The 21,102-nt window shown below is 60.0% G+C and carries 17 protein-coding genes; 16 read left to right on the forward strand and 1 reads right to left on the reverse strand.

Features of this window, described 5'->3' with window-relative positions; translation table 11 throughout:
* Positions 1-286: 286 nt before the first annotated feature.
* The 12 genes from POF45_RS17195 (at position 287) to POF45_RS17250 (ending at position 10,636) form a co-directional block, all read left to right on the forward strand.
* Complete coding sequence (locus POF45_RS17195; protein WP_259498172.1) at positions 287-613, forward strand: hypothetical protein; 327 nt, start codon at positions 287-289, stop codon at positions 611-613.
* Between the two features lie 384 nt (positions 614-997).
* Positions 998-1,825 (forward strand): energy transducer TonB, encoded by an 828-nt coding sequence (locus POF45_RS17200; RefSeq protein ID WP_282316222.1) that lies wholly within the window; start codon positions 998-1,000, stop codon positions 1,823-1,825.
* 80 nt (positions 1,826-1,905) lie between these two features.
* Positions 1,906-2,631, forward strand: a complete 726-nt coding sequence (locus POF45_RS17205) for a MotA/TolQ/ExbB proton channel family protein (RefSeq protein WP_259498174.1) — start codon at positions 1,906-1,908, stop codon at positions 2,629-2,631.
* 1 nt (position 2,632) lies between these two features.
* Positions 2,633-3,034 (forward strand): ExbD/TolR family protein, encoded by a 402-nt coding sequence (locus POF45_RS17210; RefSeq protein ID WP_259498175.1) that lies wholly within the window; start codon positions 2,633-2,635, stop codon positions 3,032-3,034.
* A gap of 207 nt (positions 3,035-3,241) precedes the next feature.
* A complete protein-coding gene (locus tag POF45_RS17215; RefSeq protein ID WP_259498176.1) occupies positions 3,242-3,823 on the forward strand; it encodes an alpha/beta hydrolase in 582 nt (193 codons plus the stop codon).
* 57 nt (positions 3,824-3,880) lie between these two features.
* Positions 3,881-4,813 carry a sigma 54-interacting transcriptional regulator gene (locus POF45_RS17220; RefSeq protein ID WP_259498177.1) on the forward strand — a complete coding sequence of 311 codons (933 nt, stop codon included), beginning with the start codon at positions 3,881-3,883 and terminating at the stop codon, positions 4,811-4,813.
* Positions 4,814-5,039: 226 nt separating this feature from the next.
* Positions 5,040-5,822, forward strand: a complete 783-nt coding sequence (locus POF45_RS17225) for a MetQ/NlpA family ABC transporter substrate-binding protein (protein ID WP_282316223.1) — start codon at positions 5,040-5,042, stop codon at positions 5,820-5,822.
* A gap of 625 nt (positions 5,823-6,447) precedes the next feature.
* Entirely contained in the window at positions 6,448-7,113 is a 666-nt protein-coding gene (locus POF45_RS17230) for an amino acid ABC transporter permease (protein ID WP_259498179.1), read from the forward strand.
* On the forward strand, positions 7,094-7,753 hold the full coding sequence (locus POF45_RS17235) for an amino acid ABC transporter permease (RefSeq protein ID WP_259498181.1): 660 nt from the start codon (positions 7,094-7,096) through the stop codon (positions 7,751-7,753). Before POF45_RS17230 ends, POF45_RS17235 begins: the two co-directional genes overlap by 20 nt.
* A complete protein-coding gene (locus tag POF45_RS17240; protein WP_282316224.1) occupies positions 7,750-8,532 on the forward strand; it encodes an amino acid ABC transporter ATP-binding protein in 783 nt (260 codons plus the stop codon). Before POF45_RS17235 ends, POF45_RS17240 begins: the two co-directional genes overlap by 4 nt.
* On the forward strand, positions 8,529-9,410 hold the full coding sequence (locus POF45_RS17245) for a transporter substrate-binding domain-containing protein (RefSeq protein ID WP_259498184.1): 882 nt from the start codon (positions 8,529-8,531) through the stop codon (positions 9,408-9,410). The genes POF45_RS17240 and POF45_RS17245 overlap by 4 nt, the downstream gene beginning before the upstream one ends.
* A 104-nt stretch (positions 9,411-9,514) precedes the next feature.
* On the forward strand, positions 9,515-10,636 hold the full coding sequence (locus POF45_RS17250) for an RHS repeat-associated core domain-containing protein (protein WP_282316225.1): 1,122 nt from the start codon (positions 9,515-9,517) through the stop codon (positions 10,634-10,636).
* Between the two features lie 22 nt (positions 10,637-10,658).
* On the opposite strand, the gene POF45_RS17255 is transcribed toward POF45_RS17250, so the two are convergent.
* Positions 10,659-11,819: an AAA family ATPase gene (locus tag POF45_RS17255; protein WP_282316226.1), complete on the reverse strand. Its 1,161-nt coding sequence runs from the start codon at positions 11,817-11,819 to the stop codon at positions 10,659-10,661.
* Positions 11,820-11,977: 158 nt separating this feature from the next.
* Between POF45_RS17255 and POF45_RS17260 the strand changes: the two genes are divergently transcribed.
* From POF45_RS17260 to POF45_RS17275, 4 genes are all read left to right on the forward strand, one after another.
* On the forward strand, positions 11,978-13,081 hold the full coding sequence (locus tag POF45_RS17260) for an efflux RND transporter periplasmic adaptor subunit (protein WP_282316227.1): 1,104 nt from the start codon (positions 11,978-11,980) through the stop codon (positions 13,079-13,081).
* Positions 13,078-14,145: an efflux RND transporter periplasmic adaptor subunit gene (locus POF45_RS17265; RefSeq protein WP_259498190.1), complete on the forward strand. Its 1,068-nt coding sequence runs from the start codon at positions 13,078-13,080 to the stop codon at positions 14,143-14,145. Before POF45_RS17260 ends, POF45_RS17265 begins: the two co-directional genes overlap by 4 nt.
* Positions 14,142-17,195, forward strand: coding sequence for an efflux RND transporter permease subunit (locus POF45_RS17270; protein WP_282316228.1), 3,054 nt, complete (start codon positions 14,142-14,144; stop codon positions 17,193-17,195). Before POF45_RS17265 ends, POF45_RS17270 begins: the two co-directional genes overlap by 4 nt.
* Positions 17,196-17,387: 192 nt before the next feature.
* A complete protein-coding gene (locus POF45_RS17275; RefSeq protein ID WP_282316229.1) occupies positions 17,388-19,643 on the forward strand; it encodes a glycoside hydrolase in 2,256 nt (751 codons plus the stop codon).
* The last annotated feature ends 1,459 nt before the right edge of the window (positions 19,644-21,102 follow it).

Genomic DNA, 21,102 nt, shown 5'->3' on the forward strand with positions numbered 1-21,102 from the left:
GCATGCCGCGTTCCGGGGCGGCGGTGCTTGCGCCGCAAGTGGACGGCCAGAAGACAAGTGTCAGCCGATAAAGGCGCGCTTATTGCCATTGGAAGTAGTGTGATGTTGCTTTGGAATAACTTATTAGAACTTCGCATAGTCGCTATCGCCTTTTCATCAGTCAATAAGCCGGTTTTGGCGTGGACAATTAACGATTGTCGAACCATGCTCAGTTTCGTGAGTTTCCAGGAGGAAACTTGCTCTCACCGGAAGACACTTAATTTTAAACGATAAAGGAAGTCGAACCATGTCGAGCATCAATGGTACTTACGTGAACGCCAACTCCGGCGCCAAACTGACCATTACCGACGGTAATGATTCGAATGGCACATTCAGCGGCAAACTGAGCCAGGGCGGTGTGAACTACGATGTCAGCTACGGCCACTATCACTTCCAGAACAGCACCGGACAACCGACCATCATCACCCTCACCGGGCTGAATGACGGTACAGGCTATCAAGCCTGGACACTGTTCTCGCCGGACCACAACTATTCCCGACTTCGGGCAGCGGGTTCGCGCAATAATTTCGATGGTGATGTAGTCACGTTGGGTGGCGAGTTCATCAAACAATAATCATCGCTGTAGTAAACAACAGGCTGGTGCACGTGTGTGCATCAGCCTGTTTTCGTTTATGGGCGTTATTTTTGTTTGATTAATACTTTCCTGTTAGTTGGATTTGTCTGTAGTTGGTCACACTGTCTTCATAAACCGATGCCTTGCGCGAATATTTTCAATGCCCGTAAAGCATCGACTTTTTTAGACCGGGCTGCACGCCTTGAACGGCGTGGCTTTGGCGGAACTGATCGATTTTAATATTCCATCCAGATCTATTCATAACTTCAAAGATTACTTTAAGAGATAAGCGTCTGGGCCAATGATTGGCCCGTCGATGCGCTCGCGGGGGATTCAATGCGGGCGAATCGAATTGTTCGTAAAGAGACCGCAGGGAGTTAATCAATGGGCAATGTCCAGACCGCCGCCGGCGCACATGAGGTGCTATGGCGCCAGGCGCCGAGTGGCGAGTTGGTCGACCTCGGCCGCCCGCATCGCGTGCCCCTGGGCCAGCTGCGTTTGCAGCGTACGCCCAAGGGCATCCTGAGCCGGCGCGAGGCGATTCTGCTCGGCGTGCTGGCGTTGCTGGTGCATGGCGCGGTGATCTATTGGGTCAATCAGCAGCCGACCAAGGCACTGCCGGTCGTGCCGCCGGAAATTCCGCCAATGACCATCGAGTTTTCGCGTCCGGCGCCGCCCGTGGTCGAGCCGCCACCACCGCAGCCGGTTCAACCCGTGGTCGAGCCACCGCCGCCGGTGGAAGACGAACTGGCCGCGAAACCGCCGCCCCCCAAACCGATTCCAAAACCCAAGCCTGTCGTCAAGCCAGTGCCCAAACCGGCCCCCAAAGCCGTGGAGCAACCACCGGCGCCGCCACAACCGGCCGCCCCTGTCGCAGCGCCGGCACCACCTGCACCACCTGCACCACCTGCACCACCGGCGCCCGCGCCAGTGACGCCGGCTTCGGCCAATGCCGCGTACCTGAAGAACCCGGCGCCGGAATACCCGTCGCTGGCTCAGCGTCGCGGTTGGGAAGGCACGGTGTTGTTGCGGGTGCATGTACTGGCCAGCGGCAAACCGGGTGAGATCCAGATTCAGAAAAGCAGCGGCCGCGAGCAACTCGACGACGCGGCGTTAAGCGCCGTGAAGCGTTGGAGTTTCGTGCCGGCCAAGCAGGGCGATGTCGCCCAGGACGGCTGGGTCAGCGTGCCCATCGATTTCAAGATTCATTAATTTTCAATCAGTGAGATGTCGGCGTTTCTGGTGCCGCCATCGCGAGCAAGCTCGGCTCCCACATTCAGAGGATGAACATCATGACGTTACTGGCATCTCCACTTGAATCCATCGAAGGCGCGGTGATCTGGCTGCTGGTGGTCTTTTCCGTTGCCACCTGGGGTTTGGCATTGCTCAAGGGCGTGCAGTTTGGTCGCCTGAAAGCCCAGGATAAAAAATTTCATAAGCAGTTTTGGGCTGCTTCAAGTCTCGACTCAGCGGCGGAGTTAAGCGAAACCCAGCCCGGCGCGGCAGCCCGTGTGGCCCAGGCCGGTTATGCGGCGATTCAGGTCGGTGAGGCGCCACAGACCAATGATTTGAGCCAGGCGATCAATCATCAGGACCGACTGGAACGTGCCTTGCGCCAGCAGATCGTCCGTGAACGACGCTCGCTGGAAACCGGTCTGGCAGTGGTCGCCAGTATTGGCAGCACCTCGCCGTTCATTGGTCTGTTCGGCACCGTGTGGGGAATCATGGAGGCGTTGAAAGGCATCAGCGCTGCGGGCTCGGCAAGCCTTGAAACGGTGGCCGGTCCGATTGGTGCGGCGCTGGTCGCCACCGGCGTGGGGATCGCGGTCGCGGTGCCGGCGGTGCTGGTTTACAACTACTTTTTGCGCCGTCTGAAACTGACGGCAGCAGACCTGGATGACTTCGCCCATGACTTCTACAGCCTGGCGCAGAAGAGCTCGTTCCGCCTGCTGATTCACCCGACCTCGCACAAAGTCGTGGCCCAGGGCGGCGCGCAGAAAGTGAAGGAGGCGTCCTGATATGGCCTTCTCCACGCAAGACAGCGATGAGGTGCTGAGCGAGATCAACGTGACGCCGTTGGTGGACGTGATGCTGGTGCTGCTGGTGGTGTTTATCGTCACCGCGCCGCTGCTGACCAACGCGATCCCGATCAACCTGCCCAAGACCGAGGCCGTGGCCCCGGTGGAGCAGAAAGACCCGCTGGTGGTGAGCATCGACGGTGCCGGCAAGCTGTTTATCAACAAGGATGAAATTCAGCCGGACGTGCTGGAGTTCAAGCTGCAGGCGGCCAAGGCCAAGGACCCGGAGGTGCGCGTGCAATTGCAGGCCGATGACGGCGTGAACTATGGCGAAGTGGCGCGGGCGATGGCGTCGATCGAACGGGCAGGGATTACCAAGTTGTCGGTGATTACCGCGCGATAAACATTTCTACAGTTTTGTGGGGCCGTCTCCTTGGCAGGGTGCGGCCCTTTTTTTATTCCCTCAATCGAGTGAACACCCCCGATCCCCTGTGGGAGATCAGAGTGTTATTCGATATAGGTCTTAATAAATAGCTTCTTATTCCTTAGCGAATATAAAACTCCTCCCTATACTCGATCAGGAACAGACACGCAGCAGGAGAGCTCCCCCATGCGCAACGAATCAATTCGCTACCTGATTGTGCCGGGCTGGCAAGGATCGCCAGAAGATCATTGGCAAAGCCACTGGCAGAACAGTCTGCCGAACAGCGCACGGGTGGAGCAGGCCGACTGGCTGACGCCCCGTCGTGAAGACTGGGTCGCGGCGCTGGCCGAGGCGGTTGCCGCCGACAGCACGCCGGTCATCCTGATTGCCCACAGCCTGGGCTGCATCACCGTCGCCCATTGGGCGGCCACCGCGCCTGTGCAGTTTTTGCGTCAGGTGCGCGGCGCCTTGCTGGTCGCGCCCGCGGATGTCGAGCGTCCTGCGTGCGCGCCGGCACTGCGCAATTTCGCCCCGATTCCAGACGACTTGTTGCCGTTCCCAAGCCAGGTGGTCAGTTCCGACAACGACGCCGCCGTCAGCGCATCGCGTGCGCTGGAGCTGGCTCGTCAGTGGGGCGCCGAGGCGGGGATTCTGGCGGGTGCCGGGCACATCAATGTGAAGTCCGGTCACCAGCGCTGGGAGCAGGGGTTCGCTTATCTGTACCGCCTGCAAAATCGAATGGAACACCACGCATTGCGCCGCGCTTGAATTTTTTTCTTTAGTTAAACGCCCCCGTCTCCCGGCGGTTTTGGGCGGGAGTCTGCCATGAGTTTTGAAGCTTTCGGTCAGCCGCTGCTGACCTTCCCCGATGCAGATAAAAGCCCGCTGAGCATCCGCGCCAAGGCGTTGGTGTTTGTCGATCCACGCTCGCGCCAGTTGCGTCAGGAGCTGGAGCAACTGGCCCCACGTTCGATCTCGGTACTGATTCGCGGTGAAACCGGCAGCGGCAAGGAATTGCTCGCCCGGCACATTCACCGTGCCAGTGATCGCGGCGGCTTGTTCGTCTCGGTCAATTGCGGCGCGATCAGCCCGACCTACGCCGACGCTGAATTGTTCGGTTATGCCGCTGGCAGTTTCAGCGGCTCGGCCAGCAGTCGCGCCGGCTGGTTCGGTTCTGCCAATGGCGGCACCTTGTACCTGGACGAGATTGGCGACCTGCCGTTGCCGATCCAGACCAAACTGCTTGCCGCCCTGGAAAACCACGAAGTCACCCGCGTCGGCGCGCATCAACCGAGCCCGGTGGATGTACGTCTGGTTGCGGCCACCAGCATCGACCTGGCGCAAGCAGTGGCGGCGGGGAAATTCCACGAGCGGCTGTATCACTACCTCAGCGAAGGCCAGCTGGAACTGCCGGCACTGCGTGAACGGGTCGGCGACATCCTGTCCCTGGCCGAATATTTTCTCGGCATCTACAGCCAACGCCTGGACCTGCCGGTGCCGCTGATCAGTGAAGCGGCGCAACATCTGCTGGAGGCCCACAGCTGGCCGGGCAACACCCGAGAGCTGGAGAACGTCATCCACTTTGCGCTGCTGGTGAGTACGGGGGATGAGATCTTGCCGGAGCATTTGAATTTGCCGGAGGTGCCGGCGTCGTTGGTGCAGATCGAGCGGCAAGCGGCTCAGCTCGTGAAAAACGGCACGGCCGCCGAGCTCTCGGCCCTCAAGTCTTTGCTCGAAAGCCTGAGCCAAACGCTGTAACCCCTGTGGGAGCGGCGGGGCGACGATTCGACTTGCTCGCTCCCAGATTGGGTAACCCGCGGCCCAGAGCTGTATGAACAAAATGGAATATCAAAGTGAATAAAAGATATTGTTCGGGAATAAAAAATCCCGGTATTGTCCGCATCACGCCAGCGATAGCACTTCGCTGGCACTTCCATTTTTAGCCGTCGTCGATGACGACCGTGATTTTCGATAAGGACACTGCATGAAAAAGGTTCTGTTGTTCACCGCATTGGCGGCTGCCCTGACTGCTGGCCTGGCCCAGGCCAACGAGAAACTGGTAGTGGCAGCGACGCCAATCCCCCACGCCGAGATTCTTGAGCTGATCAAGCCGACCCTCGCCAAAGAAGGCGTGGACCTGGAAATCAAGGTCTTCACCGATTACGTTCAGCCGAACGTGCAGGTCGATCAGAAGCGTCTGGACGCCAACTACTTCCAGACCCTGCCCTACCTGCAAAGCTTCAACGAAGGCAAAGGCACCCATCTGGTGACCGTGATCGGCGTTCACGTCGAACCGTTTGGCGGCTACTCGAAGAAAGTCAAAACCCTGGCTGAGCTCAAAGATGGCGCAACCATCGCCATCCCGAACGAAGGCAGCAACAGCGGCCGTGCGCTGATCCTGTTGCAGAAGGCTGGCCTGATCGAGTTGAAAGACCCGAAAAACGCCTTGGCCACCCCAAAAGACATCGCCAAGAACCCGCACAACTTCAAGTTCAAGGAACTGGAGTCGGCCATGCTGCCGCGTGTGCTGGATCAGGTTGACCTGGACATGATCAACACCAACTACGCACTGGAAGCGGGCCTGAACCCGGCTAAAGATGCGCTGGTAATCGAAGGTGCAGATTCGCCTTACGTGAACTTCCTGGTTGCCCGTCCGGACAACAAGGACAGCGACGCGATCCAGAAACTGGCCAAGGCGTTGACCAGCCCGGAAGTGAAAGCCTTCATCGAGCAGAAATACAAAGGTGCGGTACTGCCGGCGTTCTGATTCGAGGCTGCAACAAACCCCTTCAAGGTTTTTGAACGCCGATGGCTAGTGATAGCTGTCGGCGTTTTTGTGTGCACGTTGTTTTCCGGAAAATGAGGTTTTTGTGGCGAGCGAGCTTGCTCGCGTCGGGTTGCGAAGCGACCCCACAATCTGCACCTGCGTTTTTCCAGGTACACCACGCTGGCCGATATTGCGTCTGCTGCGCCGCCGATCGGGAGCAAGCTCCCTCGCCACACAGTAAAACGCCGTTAGGTCGCCCTGGCCTTCAACGCCCGGCGCAATGCCACCAGCAATTTCACGATGTCTTGGGGGTCCAGCCGCTGCGGCGCTTTCACGTCAGCCATTTTTCTCTTCCTTGTGATGGTTCGGCCGGGGAGTCTGGCCAAAAGCTGCCTGTCCTTGGAGGGGTGTTTTGAAAAATAGATCCCTCCTACAGCGCAGGGGAAAATAGCTGTCTTCTGTTGCCACGGCAAATATGGGAGATAGTTTTTTGGGTGATATCAATATGCTTTAACGGTATTTAAATTCTTCTTTTTATACCTTTAAAGTTGCTTCCTGCCGGGCGGTTATCCATCGCCCTGGGATTGCACCATCGTCGCTTACCGAGCGGCGTCCAGGATCCACAATGACCTTCGACTACGCATTTATCCTCAGCACCCTGCCGGCGTTTCTCAACGCCGTGGGCGTGACGCTGCAGGTGGGTTTTATCGCTATCGGCACGTCGCTGCTGGTGGCGCTGATCAACGCGACGATCCTGGTGTTTCGCACGCCGTACCTGCAACGCCTGGTCGGCTTGTATGTGGAGCTGGCGCGGAACACGCCGCTGTTGATTCAGCTGTTCTTTATCTACTTCGCCTTGCCGGCGCTGGGCATCAAGATCTCGGGTTTCGCGGCGGCGATTATCACCATGACATTCCTTGGCGGCGCCTACCTCACGGAAGTGCTGCGTGCCGGTGTGGATGCCGTGCCCCAGGCGCAACTCGAATCCGGGCGCTCCATCGGCCTGTCCAACGGTCAATTGCTGCGCTACGTGATTCTGCCGCAAGCCGGGATTCTCAGCCTGCCGTCGCTGTTCGCCAACTTCATTTTCCTGCTCAAGGAAACCACCGTGGTCTCGGCGGTGGCGGTGCCGGAAATTCTCTACACCACCAAGAGCTACATCGCGCTCTATTACAAAACCTACGAAATGCTTGCCGTGCTGACGCTGATCTGCGTGCTGCTGTTCTTGCCACTGTCGCTGCTGCTCAGCCGTCTGGAAAGGAGGCTCCAGCATGGCCAGTTCGGGTCTTGAGTTGCTGTGGGTGTCGTTGCCGCAACTGGGCAAGGGCGCGGCGCAGACCTTGTCGATTTCCTTTTTGAGCATCGCCATCAGCACGGTCGGTGGAGTGATCTACGGCGTGCTGCGCACACTCAACGTCAAATGGCTGGACGTGATTCTGCGGATTTATCTGGAGCTGTTCCGGGCGATCCCGGTGCTGGTCTGGCTGTATTTGCTGTTCTTCGGTCTGCCGATCTTTTTCGGCCTGAGCATCCCGAGCTTCTGGTGCGCGGTGCTGGTGTTGTCGTTGTGGGGCGCCAGTGAAGTGGGCGAGGTGGTGCGCGGCGCGTTGTTGTCGCTACCGCGCGGCCAGCGTGAGGCCGGGCTGTCGATTGGCCTGAGCAGCCCGCAGCTGTTCGGTTACGTGCTGTTGCCCCAGGCGCTGAAACGCATGACGCCGCCGACCATCAACGTCTACACGCGCATCATCAAGACCAGCTCGCTGGCGGTGCTGATCGGTGTGGTGGACGTGATCAAGGTCGGCCAGCAGATCATCGAACGCACCTACGAATCGGTGCTGATCTACGGCGCCCTGTTCCTGTTTTTCTTTTTCATCTGCTACCCGCTGTCAGCCGCCTCGCGCGTGCTGGAGCGGCGCTGGACGCAAGCATGAGCGCATTGATCGAGTTCAAGGGTTTCAACAAGTTTTTCGGCGAGCAGCAGGTGCTCAAAGAGATCGACCTGAGTGTGAAGCCGGGCGAGGTGATCGTCATTCTCGGCCCCAGCGGTTGTGGCAAAAGCACCTTGCTGCGCTGCCTGAACGGCCTGGAAGTGGCCCACAGCGGCAGCTTGATTTTCAGCGGTCGCGAACTGCTGAACAAAGACACCGACTGGCGCGACGTGCGTCAGCAGATCGGCATGGTGTTCCAGAGTTATCACCTGTTCCCGCACATGAGCGTCCTGGACAACTTGCTGCTCGGCCCGCTCAAGGTGCAAAAGCGCGAGCGCCGTGAGGCGCGTGCCCAGGCCGAAGCGTTGCTCGAACGCGTGGGCCTGCTGGACAAGCGCGACGCCTTCGCGCGTCAGCTCTCTGGTGGCCAGCAGCAACGCATCGCCATTGTCCGGTCGCTGTGCATGAACCCCAAGGTCATGCTGTTCGATGAAGTCACCGCCGCCCTTGACCCGGAAATGGTCAAGGAAGTGCTGGAAGTGATTCAGGGCCTGACCCGCGAAGGCATGACCCTGTTGATCGTCACCCACGAAATGGCCTTCGCCCGTGCCGTGGCTGACCGCATTGTGTTCATGGACGCCGGGCGCATCCTTGAACAAAACCCGCCCGAGACTTTCTTTACGAACCCGCAAACCGCACGAGCGCAGCAGTTCCTGGAGAAGTTCTCCTACGTCGAAGCCCTTCCCAGAAAGACTCAAACAAAGGAACTGGAACTGCTATGAAAACTGCCAAGTCTTCGCTCTTGCTACTCCCTCTGCTCGGCCTCGCGCTGTTGGCCGGCTGCAATAAATCCGATGAAACCCCGAAGCCGAAAGTCGCCAGCGAAAGCGCCGCGCCCGCCAGCTATCTGGAGAAAATCAAGGCGCGGGACAAGCTGATCGTCGGCGTGTTTACCGACAAGCCACCGTTCGGTTTCGTTGACGAAGCCGGGCGCTACGTCGGTTTTGATACCGACATTGGCCGTCAATTCGCCAAGGATCTGCTGGGCGACGAAAACAAGGTCGAGTTCGTTGCCGTGGAGCCGGCCAGCCGGATTCCATTCCTGCAAAGCGACAAGGTCGACCTGATCCTGGCCAACATGACCGTGACGCCTGAGCGCAAGGAAGCGGTGGAATTCACCAACCCGAACCTCAAGGTCGCGGTGCAGGCCATCGTGCCGCAGGGCAGCTCGGTGAATAGCCTGGATGACCTGGCCAGCCGCACCACCATCGTCACCACCGGCACCACGGCCGATATCTGGCTGACCAAGAACCACCCGGACTGGAAACTGCTCAAGTTCGAGAAAAACACGGAGTCCCTGCAAGCCCTGGCCAGTGGTCGCGGTGACGCTTATGCACAGGACAATCTGGTGTTGTTCAGCTGGGCCAAACAGAACCCCGGCTACCGCGTACTGGCCCAGACCCTGGGCGCCGAGGCACCGATTGCCCCAGCGGTGAAGAAGGGCAATATCGAGCTTCGTGACTGGGTGAATACCGAGTTGGCGAAACTGGGTGAAGAGAAGTTCTTGCTCAAGCTCTATGACCAGTATGTGCGTAAAGAACTGAGCGATGACACCAAGCCTGAGAGCGTGATTGTCGAGGGTGGGAAGTGGCAGGGCTGAAAGCCTGAATGCACATTGGGACTCATCAGGCACCTAGCAGTTCTGATAGGTGCCTGTGACCCTGGTATCGGTGCAAGCTCGGCACTCGACCAGGAGGTTTTCTTATGACTACTTTACCCACTGATGTTTGCCGGTATCGCTATGATGCACTGGATCTGCTGACTGGACTTGATCGTCCTGGCCAAACCGGATTGCAGCGGTTTTACCGTCACCAGTATCTGGTGACCGAGCTGCAAGGACAGGCCAGCCAGTCTGTATTCCAGCAAGGCGAGCAACTGCTGGCGCTGCACTCTCGTGAGGGCGGCAGCCTCAAGAGCCGGTTGCTGGTCACCGATCAGCAACGTTCGGTGTTGCAGGTGATTGATCAGACAGGGCTGTTGCCGCAGGCCTATACGCCCTATGGCCATCGCGGGGGCGAAAGCGGCCTGAGCAGCCTGCTGGGTTTCAACGGTGAACGTCGCGACCCGGTGACCGGGCATTATTTGCTGGGTAACGGGCATCGGGCGTTCAACCCGGTGCTGATGCGCTTCAACAGTCCTGACCGGTTGAGTCCGTTTGGTCGGGGTGGGTTGAATCCGTATGCGTATTGTCTGGGTGATCCGGTGAATTTCAGTGATCCGACGGGGCGATTTGCGGCTATTGCCAGAATTCTCAGCAGCATCGGAACGCTGTTCAACTCAGTCATCACGTTGAGGCCCGGTATTCCCTTTCAGGTCGGACTGGATGCGCTCGCTAATGGAGCCGTATTCCGATCGCCCATTAGACATACGGTGGGTGCCGTTTCTGCCGTCGCTGCGGGAATAATGGGCGTTGCGGGAGCCACGGTCGGTGTGGCGAGCACCGTTCTTGCTGCCGTTAATCCCGCGTCTACCCTGCTTCCGACGCTGGCCAATACTTCATTGGGGCTCGTAGGCAGTTCAGCAGCGGGGCGATTAGGGTCCTGGTGGGCTGCGCGTGATGTGAACGTATTTCCAGCCTTGAAAAAACTGGCTAGCGGGCCGCTTCCTGCAGGCAATCCAGGGGTATTAGCGACATCAGGATCAACACGAGACACGGTGATCAACATGACATCTTTCGGCCCGTCAGCGCCTGTTCCAACAGGGACACCTACAGCTGCGGCGCCACCAGCGCCGATTGGCTTTGAACACTTCGACTTCGATATCCCCAACACGCCGTCGGACCCTCGGCAAATGGCCACGAACATTCGACGTCGTTTTAGCAGATAGTGTTGTACCTGCCATCAACTACTCAATCCGGCCAATACCAGGCCGGTTCATCCAGCACCCGCTGCCCGACAATCCCGGTCTGGCCCAAGGTCTTCTCCAGCACAATGCAATTGCACTCCGGGTCTTGCTGCAACGCCGAGATCAGCCGCCGGGCGTGGGATACCACCCACACCTGGCACTGTTCCGAGGCGCGGATGATCAGCCGCGCCAGGGCCGGCAACAGGTCCGGGTGCAGGCTGGTTTCCGGCTCGTTCAGCACCATCAGTGACGGTGGTCGCGGGGTCAGCAGGGCGGCGATCAGCAGCAGATAACGCAATGTGCCGTCCGACAATTCCGCGGCCGACAACGGTCGCAACAATCCTTCCTGATAAAACTCGATGGCAAACCGTCCGCCCTGCAACGGCGCGATGTTCAGTCGCGCGCCGGGGAAGGCATCAGTGATGGCGGCCTGCAAGGCCTCTGGATCGCCGATTTCGCGGATGGTCTGCAGGGCTGCCGCCAGGTCGCGCCCATCGTGGTGCAGCACTGGCGTGCGGGTGCCCAGTTGCGGCTGGCGTACCGGGGCGTCGGCGTCGCTGCGAAAGTGGTCGTAGAAGCGCCAGCGACGAATGAATTCGCGCAGGTGCATGACTTCCGGCGAAGTACGAAAACTGCCGACCTGATCGAACAGGCTGTCGAAATTCGGCGTGTGCTGAGCCAGCACTTCCCAGCTGCGACCTTCGCGGGCACGGATCATCGGGCCTTCGCGATCCACCAGCAGGCTGGCCGGGCGATAGAACGGTCCGGACCAGATGCATTCCTTTTTGATTTCCGGGTCGAGGGAGAAACAGGACTGTGTCGGCTCCGGCAGACCCAAGGCAATCGAATAGCTGAAGTCATCGCCGGCAAACCCCAGGCGCAGCCGTTTGACCCCGTGACGCACGGTGGCTTCGATTGGCACTTCGCCGTTGCGCATGCGCCGGGTGATGGTTTGCGGCCCGGCCCAAAACGTCGAGTCCAGCCCGCCCTCGCGAGCCAGCGCATTGACTACGCCACCCTGAGCGGTTTCCGCCAGCAGGCGCAACGCACGATAGAGATTGGATTTGCCGCTGCCGTTGGGGCCGGTGATCAGGTTTAATCGGCCCAGCGGAATGACCAATTTGTTGATCGAGCGGTAATTGGCCACCGCGAGGGTTTTGAGCATGAGGTGCTTCCTGCTGCGAATGGGGCCAGTTTGCCTTATTGTCGGGAATACCGTGACCTCCCACAGGGTACGCAGCAAACCCATGCGTGTGTGGAACCCTGTTCTAAGCTCACAGTCGTATCGTCACGTGCACGTTTGTATAACGCAAAGGAGTCTGCATGGCGGGTACTGGATTGAAAATAATGCTCGGTCTGAGCCTCTTCGTGATGCTGACCGCCTGCGGCGAAAAAAAACCGGTCGAAAAAGACCTGCCGCGTGTCTTCGTGCAAATCGTCAAGCCTGCGGATTACGCCGCTTCGGTGACCCTGACCGGTGACGTTCAGGCCCGCGTGCAGACCGAACTGTCGTTCCGCGTCGGTGGCAAGATCATCCAGCGTATGGTCGATGTCGGTGACCGGGTTTCGGCCAGGCAAGTCCTCGCCAGACTCGATCCAAAAGACCTGCAAACCAATGTCGACTCGGCTCAGGCCCAGGTCGTCGCCGAACAGGCACGGGTCAAGCAGACTGCTGCCGCCTTTGTCCGCCAGCAAAAACTTTTGCCCAAGGGCTACACCAGCCAAAGCGAATACGACGCTGCCCAGGCCGCATTGCGCAGCAGCCAAAGCGCGCTGACCGCCGCCCAGGCGCAACTGGCCAATGCCAGGGAACAACTGAGCTACACCGCGCTGGTGGCCGATGCACCGGGCATCATCACCGCCCGCCAGGCCGAAGTCGGGCAAGTAGTGCAAGCCACGGTGCCGATTTTCGGCCTGGCTCGCGACGGCGAGCGTGACGCGGTATTCAACGTCTACGAATCGCTGCTGAGCGAACATCCTGCGGACAAATCCGTGGTGGTCAGCATGCTGGACAACCCTGCGATAAAAACCACCGGCACCGTGCGCGAAATCACCCCGGCGGTGTCGGCGCAGACCGGCACTGTGCAGGTCAAAGTCAGCCTCAATGGCTTGCCGGACGGTATGCAACTCGGTTCGGTGGTCAGCGCCACCGCCAAGACGCCGGGCAAGTCGGCGGTGGAGTTGCCCTGGTCGGCCCTGACCAAAAACCTCAGTGATCCGGCCGTGTGGCTGGTAGATGCCGATGGCAGGGCGCAACTGCACACCGTCACCGTGGGTCGTTACCTGACTGGCCACGTCATCATCAGCGGCGGGCTGAACGGCGGAGAAAAAGTCATTATCGCCGGCGGACAATTGCTGCACCCCGGCATGAAGGTCGAGATCGCCGAAAACACCTATAAGGATCTAGCGGCGGGAGCCCAGCCATGAAGCGCCTGTTGCTGTTGTCTGCCGGGCTGCTGCTGGTCGCCTGTTCAAAAAAAGAGCCGCCACCCGAACCGGTACGCCCGGTGTTGTCGGTCGAAGTGAAGGCCCTCGACCAGCAAAGTCTCGGCCGTTTCGCCGGCAGCATCCAGGCTCGCTACGAAAGCAACGTCGGCTTCCGGGTGCCGGGTCGCATTGCCAGTCGCAATGTCGATGTGGGCACTGAGGTGGAAAAGGGTGCCTTGCTCGCCACCCTCGATCCCACCGATCAACAGAACCAGTTGCGCTCCGCCGAGGGCGATCTGGCGCGCATTCAGGCGCAATTCATCAACACCCAGGCCAGCGCCCGGCGTCAGCAGCAATTGTTTGATCGCGGAGTCGGTGCCCAGGCACAACTGGACATTGCCCAGACCGATCTGAAAACCACCCAGGCCTCACTCGATCAGGCCAAGGCCGCAGTCAGCCAGGCTCGCGACCAGCTCAATTACGTCGAACTGCGCACCGATCACAAAGCCATTGTCACCGCGTGGAACGCCGAAGCCGGGCAAGTGGTTACCGCGGGTCAACAAGTGGTGACGCTGGCGCAGCCGGACATCAAGGAAGCGGTGATTGATCTGCCCGATACACTGGTCGATCAGTTGCCGCCGGATGTGGTGTTTCAGGTCGCCGCACAACTGGACCCGAGCATCACCAGCACCGCGACCCTGCGTGAAATCGAACCCCAGGCGCAAAGCGCCACCCGCACCCGCCGCGCTCGTCTCACCCTGACACAAACGCCTCCGGGATTTCGCCTCGGCACGGCGATCAGCGTAACGCTCAGTTCCGCGATCAAACCGCGTATCGAGTTGCCCCTGAGCGCACTGCAAGAGGTCGACGGCAAGCCGCGTATCTGGGTCATCGATCCGCAGAGCCAGACCGTTATGCCGCGAGACATCAGCGTGGTCAGTCGCACCGATTCCACGGTGATTCTGGCCAGTGGCGTGCAATCCGGTGAGCGGGTAGTCAGCGCCGGTGTGAACAGCCTGAAACCCGGGCAGAAAGTGAAAATCGACGAGGACAGCCCACAATGAAAGGGAGTTTCAACTTATCCGAATGGGCCCTCAAGCATCAGTCATTTGTCTGGTATCTGATGTTCGTCGCGCTGCTGATGGGCGTGTTCTCGTACATGAATCTTGGTCGCGAGGAAGACCCCTCGTTCACCATCAAGACCATGGTCATCCAGACCCGCTGGCCCGGCGCGACCCAGGAAGACACCCTCAAGCAGGTCACGGACCGTATCGAGAAAAAACTCGAAGAACTCGACTCCCTCGACTACGTGAAAAGCTACACCCGGCCCGGTGAATCGACCGTGTTCGTCTATTTGCGCGACACCACCAGCGCCAAGGACATCCCGCAAATCTGGTATCAGGTACGCAAGAAGATCAATGACATTCGCGGCGACTTCCCTCAGGGCCTGCAAGGACCGGGGTTCAACGATGAATTCGGCGATGTGTTCGGCTCGGTGTACGCCTATACCGCCGACGGTTTGTCGATGCGTCAGTTGCGCGATTACGTCGAGCAGGTGCGCGCCGCGATTCGCGATGTGCCGGGGCTGGGCAAGGTCGAGATGGTCGGCGAGCAGGATGAAGTGCTGTACCTGAACTTCTCCACGCGCAAACTGGCGGCGCTGGGCATTGATCAGCGGCAAGTTGTGCAGAGCCTGCAATCGCAGAACGCCGTGACCCCGGCGGGAGTGATCGAGGCCGGTCCCGAGCGGATTTCCGTGCGTACTTCTGGACGGTTCGCGTCCGAAAAAGACCTGGCCAACGTCAACCTTCGCCTCAACGACCGCTTCTATCGTCTGGCCGATGTGGCTGAGATCAGCCGTGGCTACGTCGATCCGGCGAGCCCGCAATTCCGCTTCAACGGTCAGCCAGCCATCGGCTTGGCGATTGCGATGAAGAAGGGCGGCAACATCCAGGAGTTCGGCAAGGCGCTGCACCAACGCATGACCGACCTGACCGCCGACCTGCCCGTGGGCGTGGGCGTGCACAACGTCTCGGATCAGGCCGACGTGGTCGAAAAGGCCGTCGGCGGCTTCACCAGCGCGCTGTTCGAAGCGGTGGTGATCGTGCTGATCGTCAGCTTCATCAGCCTCGGCGTGCGCGCCGGTCTGGTGGTGGCATGTTCGATTCCGCTGGTGTTGGCGATGGTCTTCATCTTCATGGAATACAGCGGCATCACCATGCAGCGGATTTCTCTCGGTGCATTGATCATCGCCCTTGGCCTGCTGGTGGATGACGCGATGATCACGGTGGAGATGATGGTCACGCGCCTGGAAATGGGCGAGACCAAGGAGCAGGCGGCGACCTTCGCCTACACCTCGACTGCGTTCCCGATGCTCACCGGCACGCTGGTCACGGTCGCCGGTTTTGTGCCGATTGGCCTGAACGCCAGCTCGGCGGGTGAGTACACCTTTACCCTGTTTGCGGTGATTGCGGTGGCGATGCTGGTGTCATGGGTGGTCGCGGTGCTGTTCGCCCCGGTGATCGGCGTGCACATCCTCAGCGCCAACGTGAAACCCCACAGCGCAGAACCTGGCCGCATCGGCCGCGTCTTCAACTACGGCATGCTCTGGGCCATGCGCAATCGCTGGTGGGCCATCGGCATCACCATCGCCTTGTTCGTGGCGTCGGTATTTTCCATGCAGTTCGTGCAGAACCAGTTCTTCCCTTCCTCGGACCGGCCGGAACTGCTCGTCGACCTCAACCTGCCGCAAAATGCCTCGATGGACGAGACGCGCAAGGCTGTGGATAAACTTGAGGCGACCCTCAAGGACGATCCGGACATCGTGCGCTGGAGCACTTACATCGGCGAAGGTGCGATCCGTTTCTACCTGCCCCTCGACCAGCAATTGCAGAACCCGTACTACGCGCAACTGGTGATCGTCAGCAAAGGCCTGGAATCACGCACGGCCTTGACCCAGCGATTGCGCGAGCGGCTGCGCAAGGATTTTGTCGGCATCGGCAGCTACGTCCAGGCGCTGGAAATGGGCCCGCCGGTGGGACGGCCGATTCAATACCGAGTCAGTGGCAAGGACATCGATCAGGTGCGCAAGCACGCTATTGCCCTGGCCACCGAGCTGGACAAGAACTCGCACATCGGCGAAATAATTTATGACTGGAACGAGCCGGGCAAAGTGCTGCGCATCGACATCGCCCAGGACAAGGCACGGCAATTGGGGCTGTCTTCGGAAGACGTGGCCAACCTGATGAACAGCATCGTGGTCGGTTCACCGGTCACTCAAGTGGACGACGATATCTATCTGATCAACGTTGTCGGCCGTGCCGAAGATGCCGAACGCGGCACGCCGGAAACCCTGCAAAACCTGCAGATCGTCACGCCGGGCGGTACGTCGATTCCGCTGCTGGCGTTCGCCACCGTGCGCTACGAGCTGGAGCAGCCATTGGTATGGCGTCGTGACCGCAAACCGACCATCACCATCAAGGCTGCGGTGCGGGACGAGATTCAGCCGACCGACCTGGTGAAACAGCTGAAGCCGACCATCGACAAATTCGCCGCCGCGCTGCCGGTGGGGTACAAGGTCGCCACTGGCGGCACCGTCGAGGAAAGCGGCAAGGCCCAGGGGCCGATTGCCAAGGTCGTGCCGCTGATGCTGTTCTTGATGGCGACCTTCCTGATGATCCAGCTGCACAGCGTGCAGAAGATGTTCCTGGTGGCCAGCGTGGCGCCGCTCGGGCTGATCGGCGTGGTGCTGGCGCTGATCCCCACGGGCACGCCGATGGGCTTCGTGGCGATCCTGGGGATTCTGGCGCTGATCGGCATCATCATCCGCAACTCGGTGATCCTGGTGACGCAGATCGATGCCTTCGAGAAGGACGGCTATGAGCCGTGGGACGCGGTGCTGCAAGCCACCGAGCATCGACGCCGGCCGATCTTGCTGACCGCTGCGGCGGCGAGCCTGGGGATGATCCCGATTGCGCGAGAAGTGTTTTGGGGGCCGATGGCCTACGCAATGATCGGCGGCATTATCATCGCCACCTTGCTGACCCTGCTGTTTTTGCCGGCACTGTACGTGGCCTGGTACAAGATTCGCGAGCCGAAAAAAGACACGCAGTAAGACACACAACCTGTGGGAGCGAGCCTGCTCCCACATTGGCTTTGAAGTGGACATAAAACCTGTGGTCCACCCAACACCCCGTGGGAGCGAGCCTGCTCGCGAAGGCGATCTACAATTTCCCAACATTTTACTGCCCGACACACCCAAGCCAGTGCATTACCCTCGCTGCTCTCAACGCAGAAGGGACAACCCATGCCGCCCCTCCATCACTGCCTGCGCCTTGCGCTGCTGATCGGCGCTGTATTGCTATCACCTTGGGCCACCGCCAACCCGGTGCTGGAAAACCCGCTGTGGCGCATTGAGCTCGACCCTGCGACTTTGGCGATCCAGGTAACCCCGGCACAGAACCCGGGGGTGCAAGCCTCTGCCGGCGTCGCCGCGCATGCAGTCAGTCATCTCACCCAGACCGCCAACCGCATCGACTGGCAATGGGATAACGGCGCCTGGACCCTCAGCGCCAGTCTTGATCAGCGCGATTTGTCCCTCTCCATCACCGCCCGCGACCCCGGTGAACTGCGCTTCCTCAAGCAACCCGGCAGCGCCATGGGCAAAGGCCTGATCTGGCCGCTGGCCGAAGGGCATTACGTGCCGGCGGGCGATGCGGTGTGGCAAGGCTTTCTGCTCGATCAGGGCGAGTTCAATACCACCCAGGACCTGAGCCTGCCGCTGTGGGGCGTGGACCACGGCCGCTTTACCCTGAACTGGCTGCTGACCAACCCGTACAACAATCACCTGACCTTCAGCGCCGAAGGCCAGACCCTGGCACTCGCCGCCCGGCATCAATTCACTTCCCTTGAACCCGGCACACCACTGACCTTCAAACTGACGCTGGGCGACGCCGATCCGCTGGCCGGTGCCAAGCGCTATCGGCAATGGCTGATCGACAACGGGCAATACCAGTCCCTGAGCGACAAACTACTGAAAACCCCGGAAGCGAAAAAACTGCTGGGTGCCAGTCACGTTTATCTGTGGGGCAACGACTTGCTCGGGCCGAATGATGTGCGCAGTTGGCCGGCACTGTTGAAACTCTTGCGGGGCAATAACGCGCTGGCCAGCGAGTTGCGCGGCAGTTTTGATGCTGAAACCCGCAAGATCCTCACCGATGCGCAACCACCGCTGGACCGTTATCAAAAAACCACGTTGCTGCGCAGCCTCAATGGCGCGCTCAACACCAAGGCGCGCAGCGGTTGGCAAGCGGTCGCCGAGCCGGACATGCAAAGACTCGTCGAGGGCTATGGCCAACTGCGCACGGAACTGGCCAGCGCGTTCGCCGAGGCCCTGACCGGCAATCCGCAACGCTGGGGCAGCACCTTGTCGTCCAGCACTTTCGAGCAGATGAAAGCAGCCGGACTGTCGCGTTTATGGCTAGGTCTGGGCGAGGGCTGGGAGGGCGGTCTCTGGCATCCCGAAGCGGTGCGCGAAGGTGTGGCGGACGGGTATCTGCTGGCGCCTTACGATTCTTATGAAACTGCGCTTACCAGCAGTGAAAACCCGGACTGGACCACCGCGCACCTGGGTTTTCGAGCCAACCGTGAATGCGCAATTGTCCTGAACGGTGGCGCGTTCAAAAGCGGCTTCCAGAAGTCAGGGCACTACACCGACCCACGCTGCGTGCGGCCGTTGCTTGAGGCGCGGATCAAAGCGGTGCAGGCCAAGGCCGGGTTCAACAGCTGGTTTCTCGACGCCTATGCGACCGGCATGCTGTTCGACAGCTATCGACCGAATGCCACCATGACCCAGGCACAAAACGCCGAAGGTAATATCGACGCTTCGCGCTGGCTGAACGAGACCCTGAAACTGCCCACCGGTTCTGAAGACGGCAATGCCACAACGTCTCTGGGCGTGCTGTTTGCCCACGGCATGCAGACACCGGTGATCGGCTGGGGCGATCCGGACATGAGCAAGAACCCCAAGTCACCCTATTACCTGGGTCGCTGGTTTCCCAATGATCAGCCTCAGGTGTTCTTCAAGAGCGTGCCGCTCAAGGAGCCGTATCGCACGGTGCACTTTGCCCCGCAGACGCGCCTGCCGCTGTATCAGGCCGTGTTCCACGGCTCGGTCATCACCACGCACCACTGGCTGTTCGACAGCCTGAAACTGAGCAATGTACGCGCCGAGAACGAGCTGGCGCAGTTGCTCTACAACGTGCCGCCGCTGTACCACCTGAGCGCCGATACAGTGAAGCAGCGGTTGCCGGTGATGGTGCGACAGGATGCGTTTTTCAGGCCACTGCATGAGCGTCTGGCGACTGAGGCGATGACGGATTTTCGCTGGTTGAGCGAGGATCGGTTGCTGCAGCAGACCACGTTTGCCGATGGCACGCGGTTGGTGGTGAATTTTGATTCGGGTGTGCGCGAGGTTGAAGGCAAACGGCTGGCCGGGCAGAGCATCATGGCGCTGGATGTGAAGGGGGGCGTGGTGACTTATCAGGTTTCTTTGTCGCCCTGAAGACCATCGCGGGCAAGCCCGCTCCCACATTTGACCGAGGCGTTCAGGCGAACGCGGTCCACTGTGGGAGCGGGCTTGCCCGCGATGGCGTCTGAACTGACTAAGCAGATCTACGCCAGACACTCGCCAACCAGGGCTGCTGCTCCCACATTTGACCGAGGCGTTCAGGCGAACGCGGTCCACTGTGGGAGCGGGCTTGCCCGCGATGGCGTCTGAACTGACTAAGCAGATCTACGCCAGACACTCGCCAACCAGGGCTGCTGCTCCCACATTTGACCGAGGCGTTCGGGCGAACGCGGTCTACTGTGGGAGCGAGCTTGCTCGCGATGGCGTCTGAACTGACCAAACAGATCTAGCCAGACACTCGCCAACCAAGGCTGCTGCTCCCACATTTGGCCGAGGCGTTCAGGCGAACGTGGTCCACTGTGGGAGCGGGCTTGCCCGCGATGGCGTCTGAACTGACTAAGCAGATCTACGCCAGACACTCGCCAACCAAGGCTGCTGCTCCCACATTTGACCGAGGCGTTCAGGCGAACGCGGTCTACTGTGGGAGCGAGCTTGCTCGCGATGGCGTCTGAACTGACTAAGCAGATCTGCGCCAGACACTCGCCAACCAGGGCTGCTGCTCCCACATTTGACCGAGGCGTTCAGGCGAACGCGGTCTACTGTGGGAGCGAGCTTGCTCGCGAAAGCGTCTGAACTGACTAAGCAGATCTACGCCAGACACTCGCCAACCAGGGCTGCTGCTCCCACATTTGACCGAGGCGTTCAGGCGAACGCGGTCCACTGTGGGAGCGGGCTTGCCCGCGATGACGTCTGAACTGACTAAACAGATCTACGCCAGACACTCGCCAACCAGTGCTGCTGCTCCCACATTTGACCGAGGCGTTCAGGCGCACGCGGTCCACTGTGGGAGCGAGCTTGCTCGCGAAGGCGTCTGAACTGACTAAGCAGATCTACGCCAGACACTCGCCAACCAGTGCTGCTGCTCCCACATTTGACCGAGGCGTTCAGGCGAACGCGGTCCACTGTGGGAGCGGGCTTGCCCGCGATGGCGTCTGAACTGACTAAGCAGATCTACGCCAACCAAGGCTGCTGCTCCCACATTTGACCGAGGCGTTCAGGCGAACGCGGTCTACTGTGGGAGCGAGCTTGCTCGCGATGGCGTCTGAACTGACCAAACAGATCTAGCCAGACACTCGCCAACCAAGGCTGCTGCTCCCACATTTGACCGAGGCGTTCAGGCGAACGCGGTCTACTGTGGGAGCGGGCTTGCTCGCGATGGCGTCTGAACTGACTAAGCAGATCTACGCCAGACACTCGCCAACCAGGGCTGCTGCTCCCACATTTGACCGAGGCGTTCAGGCGAACGCGGTCTACTGTGGGAGCGGGCTTGCTCGCGATGGCGTCTGAACTGACTAAACAGATCTACGCCAGACACTCGCCAACCAAGGCTGCT

This window comes from Pseudomonas fungipugnans (assembly GCF_029955235.1).
In the GTDB taxonomy this organism is placed as follows: Bacteria; Pseudomonadota; Gammaproteobacteria; order Pseudomonadales; family Pseudomonadaceae; genus Aquipseudomonas; species Aquipseudomonas fungipugnans.